Annotated in this window: 3 protein-coding genes; 2 read left to right on the forward strand and 1 reads right to left on the reverse strand. The window is 44.1% G+C overall.

Annotated features, from left to right (window positions below):
- The first annotated feature begins 45 nt into the window (after window positions 1-45).
- Together JGK11_RS18625 and JGK11_RS18630 are read left to right on the forward strand one after the other, a co-directional pair.
- On the forward strand, window positions 46-1,074 hold the full coding sequence (locus tag JGK11_RS18625; protein WP_293175540.1) for a hypothetical protein: 1,029 nt from the start codon (window positions 46-48) through the stop codon (window positions 1,072-1,074).
- A gap of 421 nt (window positions 1,075-1,495) precedes the next feature.
- Entirely contained in the window at window positions 1,496-5,977 is a 4,482-nt protein-coding gene (locus JGK11_RS18630; protein WP_293212439.1) for a DNA/RNA non-specific endonuclease, read from the forward strand.
- Between the two features lie 191 nt (window positions 5,978-6,168).
- Here JGK11_RS18630 and JGK11_RS18635 read toward each other — a convergent pair.
- Window positions 6,169-6,504, reverse strand: a 336-nt coding sequence (locus JGK11_RS18635; protein ID WP_293207539.1) for a pentapeptide repeat-containing protein, incomplete at its 5' end; no start/stop codon positions are given.

The following is a 6,504-nucleotide window of genomic DNA, read 5'->3' on the forward strand; positions in this document are numbered from 1 at the left end:
ATTTATCCTGTTTAGATATATTTGTAACGCTCCAAGGCAGATAAAATGTCAGAAGAACCACTAAACCAACCAACTCCAGAACCGTTTGAATCTCCGACACCCGAGGTAGATTCCCCAGCAAAGTCGGCCGCGACTCGCACCACAGCTAAAAATGCTAGCAGTTCTGTTCCCACAAATGAGAAAATCAAAGCTTTGATGACCTCGATTGGGAATTTGGGAAAAGGGGGAAAAAAATTAGCAGCAGAACCTCCTTTGCAGCCCCAAAAGCCCGCACCAACTGCTTCCAACTCAGCAACAACTCCTCCTCCGCCTGCGAAAGTTAACAGCGTTCCCCCGCCAAAAGCTGGGGTAAAATTCGCTAAAAAGCCTGTATCTAAACCCGCGGGCGGCAGTTTTTTAGGGAAAGTCGGCGTACTTTGGCAAAGTATTGTGCGGTTAGTTCGATCGTTCCTACCTGCATCTGCGAACGCCAAGCTGTCCGATCCAATTTTAAACGCCTCCTTAGCTGCAATTCTCATCGTTGCGATCGGTTTAACTTTCAACAGTTTCTCGGCAAAACCGCCCCAGAAATTAGCAAAAGCGCCTATCCCAGCAGCACAGCTATCCCCAACCTTTGACGATTTTGTGGCGCCGGGAACAGCGAAATCCCCAGAGGCGATCGCAAATTCTCAGCCTACACCCGCTAATTTTAAAAGCAAATTGCCCGATTTAGCAGCGCCGAAAAAACCGGAACCTGTAGAAATTCTCCCGCCGCCACCACTGACGCCGGAACAGTCTCTGATTGCGGCGATTCAAAATCAAGTTGCTGAAATTACTAATCGACTGGGCGGCGGTTTAGTTAAGTCTGTTGATGCTGATTTCTCGATCGGTCTTTTGACTGTCAAAGTCGCTGAAGATTGGTACAAACTCAGCGATGTAGAGCAAAATCAGCTCGCCAGTCAAATGTGGAAAGAAGCTAACTCACTGGATTTCAGCAAATTACAAATTGCAAATCTGGAAGGTAAGTTAATAGCGAGAAGTCCGGTTGTTGGCTCGGAGATGATTATTTTAGAAAGAGGAATTAATAAAGTTTAAATTCGGGAGCATCTCCTTTTTACAAATCTATTCGTAGGGGCGAAGCATTTCGGCAGTAAATCTCTGATTCTGGTTCATAAATTATGTGCCGAAATGCTTCGCCCTTGCCACAATGAGATGCACCGTTAAATTCTCTGTATCTGCAAACAGTCAGATCCATCTGAAAGTCCAGGACGCAGCATCAAATTAGCTAGGTTTGTAGTGAGGACTTCAGTCCTCATCAAATGAGAGAAGACTGAAGTCCTCACTACGAACCTTAAAAAGTTGATTTACACCAGAGATTAAATTAATTAATTTTGAGAAAAATTGAAAAATGACAATTTTAACTCAAGTCCAACAAGTAGAAATTAAATATCCCAGCAGCGACCCAGATGCGATCGCTGAAAGCGACATCCGGCGCCATTATATAACTTACGGCTAGGTGAATCCCGCAAACCCATTTTCACCAACCTATCACCAAGTCACCCAAACCATCCCAGTCGGCACAGCCCCAAGCGGTTTGCGGCAAATCGCCCTTAGCAGCGACGGCAAAAAGCTATTTGTTACCGCACCAAACGGCGCGAACAGCAAGATTTACGCCGTTAACATCGACCCCAAAGACCGACCAATCAGCCCCGGCGCGAACCCCAAAAAATGGAATCAATTAATTGGAACTGTAACAGCCGATGAAGGCGTAGAAGGATTAGCTGCTACGGTCGATCCGCTGAAAATGACATTTACAAACAGCGGCAAAGATAGCAAAGGATTTGGGGTACTGGATATTACCAATAACGACCCCGTAAGTTTTGCTGCTACTACTCGATATACAAATTTAGGGCTGGGTTCAACTTTTGATTACTTCGATGTGAATGAGGGAGTTTCGGTAACAGTTTTACCGGATGCGAGTTATGCGTTTGTTGTGGGTCGGAATGCGGATACGAAATTTTTCGGTCAGGAAATACCCAGCATAGATGGAGACCCGCGGGCCGGTAGCAATATCGGCATTATCAAAAACCCGCTGACGAATCCGCAATTAGTAGCAGCAACTCGACCAATTCCAGATGGATTTGCTACAGACTTAGCGCTGTCAAGTGATAGCAAGTTTCTTTACGCTTCCTATCCAAATTTAAGCGGTGCGAATGGCAAAGTTTATGTTTTTGATGTGGAGGAATTTGTCAAAACGCTGACCAACCCCAGTCAATTCCAAGTAGATAATAAAGGTCGGGGTGTTGGGCTGCCGTTGTTTAACAGCGCTACGGCACGAAATGCTACGATTGCTGACTTGGCGGCGATTCCAATTGATAATATTAATCCAGCAGTTAGTGTTGCTGCTGATTTTCAGATTCTGACCGACGCGAACAATCAATATACTTACGGCGTGCCGCCGGGAAGTAAGAAAGCTCCCGTTTCTGTGACTAACCCTCGCGGTTTGGCGGCGACACCGCTGGATTGGCTGGATTTGACAGGGCCTATTGGTACTAGCGAGACTTCAGAAAATCCCCTTACCCCAAAGTTCCAATGGACTTTTGACAATCTACCTACTCAGGACATTGAAGAGGTTAATCTCTTCGTCAGCGTGTTCGATGAAGGTGAGGGTTTATTGCCCTGGGATGAAGTTGTCGATTTACCCGACCCTGACGGTAACGAATTCCTCTCCAATCAAGGATTGAGCAAACCCCAGCAGTTAGATTTACTGACAAAACCTTGGAGTACATCTTCTTACCACGGTCAAGAAAACGATTTCAATCCCAACCGCATTTTAACTGCGACTTGGCAGAAAGATAGCACCAATATCGGCAAGTGGACTTTCGATGGCGGTAAAACATTTACTCAGGGAACAAATACCAGCTTTACGCTTCCTCCCAGTCTCAAATTGACTGCGGGCCAGGAGTACAATTGGGCTGTTGAAGCTTGGAATAAAGAAGGAAAACGCAACGAGGAGTTTGGTAATTTCTGGACGCCGCTACCGCCAGCCCTCAACGGTGATAATACCTTCAGCAGCGTCACCGTGCTGACCCACGGCTTTAAACCTCCATTTTTGGATAAGCCGGGAATTCCTTCAGAGTTTTACCAAATGGGTAATAGTATTGCCAATGCAGGTATCGACGGCGGCGGTTTGATGATGAAGTACGACCTGCCTACTGGTAACTGGGTTCCTGTCAACAAAAATGGTGCAGTTTCCCCAGACTTCCAAGCAGGTTTGAATCCCAAAACCGACCCAAACTATCTCACTAAGCTGGGAAGTTATATAGCTCCATACCTTGCCCAAAAACAACCGTTAGTCCTACTGAATAACTGGTCAGAAAATAATGAATCGGCAGTTCCTGATTCAGGCTTCACAGAAGCAGCAGCAGATGCTTTCTTTACTTCCCTCGTGCAATTGGATGGAGTGCTGAAGAATAAAACCAGCCCTACCAAACAAGGTGCAGTTTTCAATTCACCGCTGCACTTTGTTGGTTTCAGTCGGGGTACAGTTGTTAACAGCGAAATTATTCAGCGTTTGGGAACTTATTTTCCTGATGCTGGCGGCAAACCCAACTCTGGTACTCGCGACCTTCAGATGACAACTTTAGACCCCCATGATTTCAACCAACCGTCGCTAAATGTGGTGACCAAAAATTTCGGTGATTTCCGCGAACCGAAAGTTCAGGTGTGGAAAAATGTTACTTTTGCGGACAATTACTATCAGACAGTCCCGAATTTATTGAGCGGTACACTTACGCCTGCCGGTCGCAATATTCCGAATCTACCGTCTACTGAGAAGGGAACAGCCCCAGGACTTAAGTTTCCGCGAGAAGGTTGGAGGTCAGAAAATCCCGATCCTAATGGTAAGCTATTAGGAGAACCGGATTTGTCGGTTTTCTTGGGAACTAATAAAAATAACCCAGGTTACAATAACAGCCGTGCTGGGTTTACGACAGATCCTATACCGGGAGATGTACACGGACGTGTTGTGAGTTGGTACGGAGGAACATCCGACTTGCTTCCAACTAACTTTCCGTCCGATCAAAACTTAGAAGTTAATCCTGTATTTCGTCGGCGAGGCGATGGATATCGGGAACGGTTGTTCGATAAAGACTTTTCATTTAGCAATAGTGTTTTGACAGGCCCGGCTCGCGTTAGCCCTTGGTATACGCCGGAAAGCAAATTCCAACACGGTGCAGATGCTGCTCCTTGGGAAGGGATTGGTACGGGCTGGTTTTATTCGGCTATGGGTGGCGGTTACAGTTCGCGCCCTAAAACAAATGTAGAGCGTATCCCGGTTGATTTTGACAATACTTATGATGCCAGGATGCGAGGAGATGCGGCGGTTCCTACTTTGTTTAATGGGAATTTTGATGCTGTTTTCGATCCGAAGGGAGTGACTCGAACTCCTTTGTCTAAGGGTCTACCTGGGTGGTCGTTCCACAACGGTCAATCCGATCCAAATATTGATTTAGTTCAAAGTTTGGAAGACGTAAAACTTATCCAAGGGAACAGCGAACCAAACTATGCCTTTAAGTTAGAAACCAGCAAGGTGAAGGAAATTGTTCACAATCGGTTTGTTGTACCCGATTGGGGCGCTCTTCGATTTGATCTGCACGCACCAAAGATTGCCAATAGCTCTAATGCCAAATCTAAAGGTACGCTTGATGTTACTATTCGACCATCAGATCCATCAATTCCAGCGTTTTCTCAAACAATAACTCTTCAAAAAGCTGAAAATAACACGGATAGTAATAAAGCTCCGGCTAGTTACCTAACAGATAAATACAAAGTAGATTACGGGATAGAAGGCTTTGAATCTTTCAATGTTGACGTACCAGAAAGATTGCGCGGTCAGTCGGCAACTGTTGAATTCAAGCTCGAAGCATCTATTCCTGTCTATCTGGATAATGTCTTTTTCCAAAGCGAGTCGCTGAGGTTTAGCAATCCAACTACAGCAAGAACTGACCTACTGACTAATAATACCTATCAAAATAACTATTTGATAGAGAAGCCACAGTACACTGTTTCCTATAATGGCAAAAAAAATACACCTAACTGGGTTAGTTGGGTTCTGGATGGCTCATGGCCAGGAAATATTAAAAGTAAAGACAGACCTGATGAGTTTGCGGTAGACCCCGACTTAAATAGTTCCTTTTACAAGGTTGCTCATAAAGACTATGAGTTCGATAGTCAAATTGATTATACTAAGAGGGACGACTATGAGCCATTTAAGCTTGAAAAGCCAGCTATCTTCTGGCCAGTACGGGGACACATGAGTGCTTCTAACGACCGAAATAGAAGCACAAAGGATATGTATGCTAGTTTCTTAACTACGAATATTGTTCCTCAAGATTCCAAGGGAAATGAAGGGGCTTGGCGCGGTTTGGAAAAGAAACTACAGGATTTGGCGCGTCTTAAAAATGAACAAAAACAGCCAACACCTTATAAGTTCTATATCTCTTCTGGTGTGTACGGTGCTGGTGGTGGAGAGTTAACAAAATATTCTACTCCTCCTACTGTGACAGTTTTAAATGAAAGAGGAAGAGTTGTGGAAGCTCCACTTAAGGATAATCCCAATTCTTTTAAAAATTTCAAAACAGCGGACGGCACTCGAACGATAACAGTTCCTAGTGCTCTCTGGAAAGTTGTGCTGGGATTCAAGCCAAATTCAACATCTGATAAGCCAGATTATTACTTTGCTTTTTGGATGCCGAACAATTCCTATGAAATTCAGAAGAGCCTAGATTACACGACAAAAGATGCCAAGGGAAATATTATCGTCAAAAATAATACCTTGGGCTGGGAAGAGCGTTTAATTCCCATTGGCAAGCTAGAAGAAAGACTTAATGCAGATTTAGAAAAATCTGGTGACTCATTTAGATATGACTTTCTTTCTCAGATTAAAGATCCTAACAGCAAGGACAAAATGAAAAAAATCATATCCCTTCTCCCCTAAAGACCTGGTTAAACTAACTTCCTCTTTTGCTGAGGGTAGGTAATTAGTTGATATAGCGCGTCTAAATCATTTGTATAGATATGTAGGGGCGATGCCAAGAGTGCCTGCCCTAAAAATCACGGGATCACTACGAAACAATTGCCCCTACAAAGATTATACAACTGATTTAGACGTACTTTGGTAGCGACGAATTAGTCTTCACTATTCCAAATAGTGCCATCGGGCATGATAGTATCTTTAAAGTAAACGTCTGTGAAAACAACCGTTCCAGGTTGGTAATTGTTAACTTCACTTATTTTAAATTCAGTGCCAAAGAAGTTAGCTCTCGTCAAGTCACACTTAGAAAAACCCACCCCATTTTGAAACTTAGCATCCCTAAAATCACTATCAATTAAGTCACAAAAACCAAACCCGGTGTCAATCATTTTGGCTCCACTAAATTTGCATCTACTCAAATTAGTTAGGTGAAAACCAGTTTCCTGTAAGTCACTTCTGCTGAAATTTGCCCCAGTCAAATCCGCTCTGCG

It is taken from the genome of Microcoleus sp. PH2017_34_RAT_O_A (assembly GCF_020737885.1).
In the GTDB taxonomy this organism is placed as follows: Bacteria; Cyanobacteriota; Cyanobacteriia; order Cyanobacteriales; family Microcoleaceae; genus Microcoleus.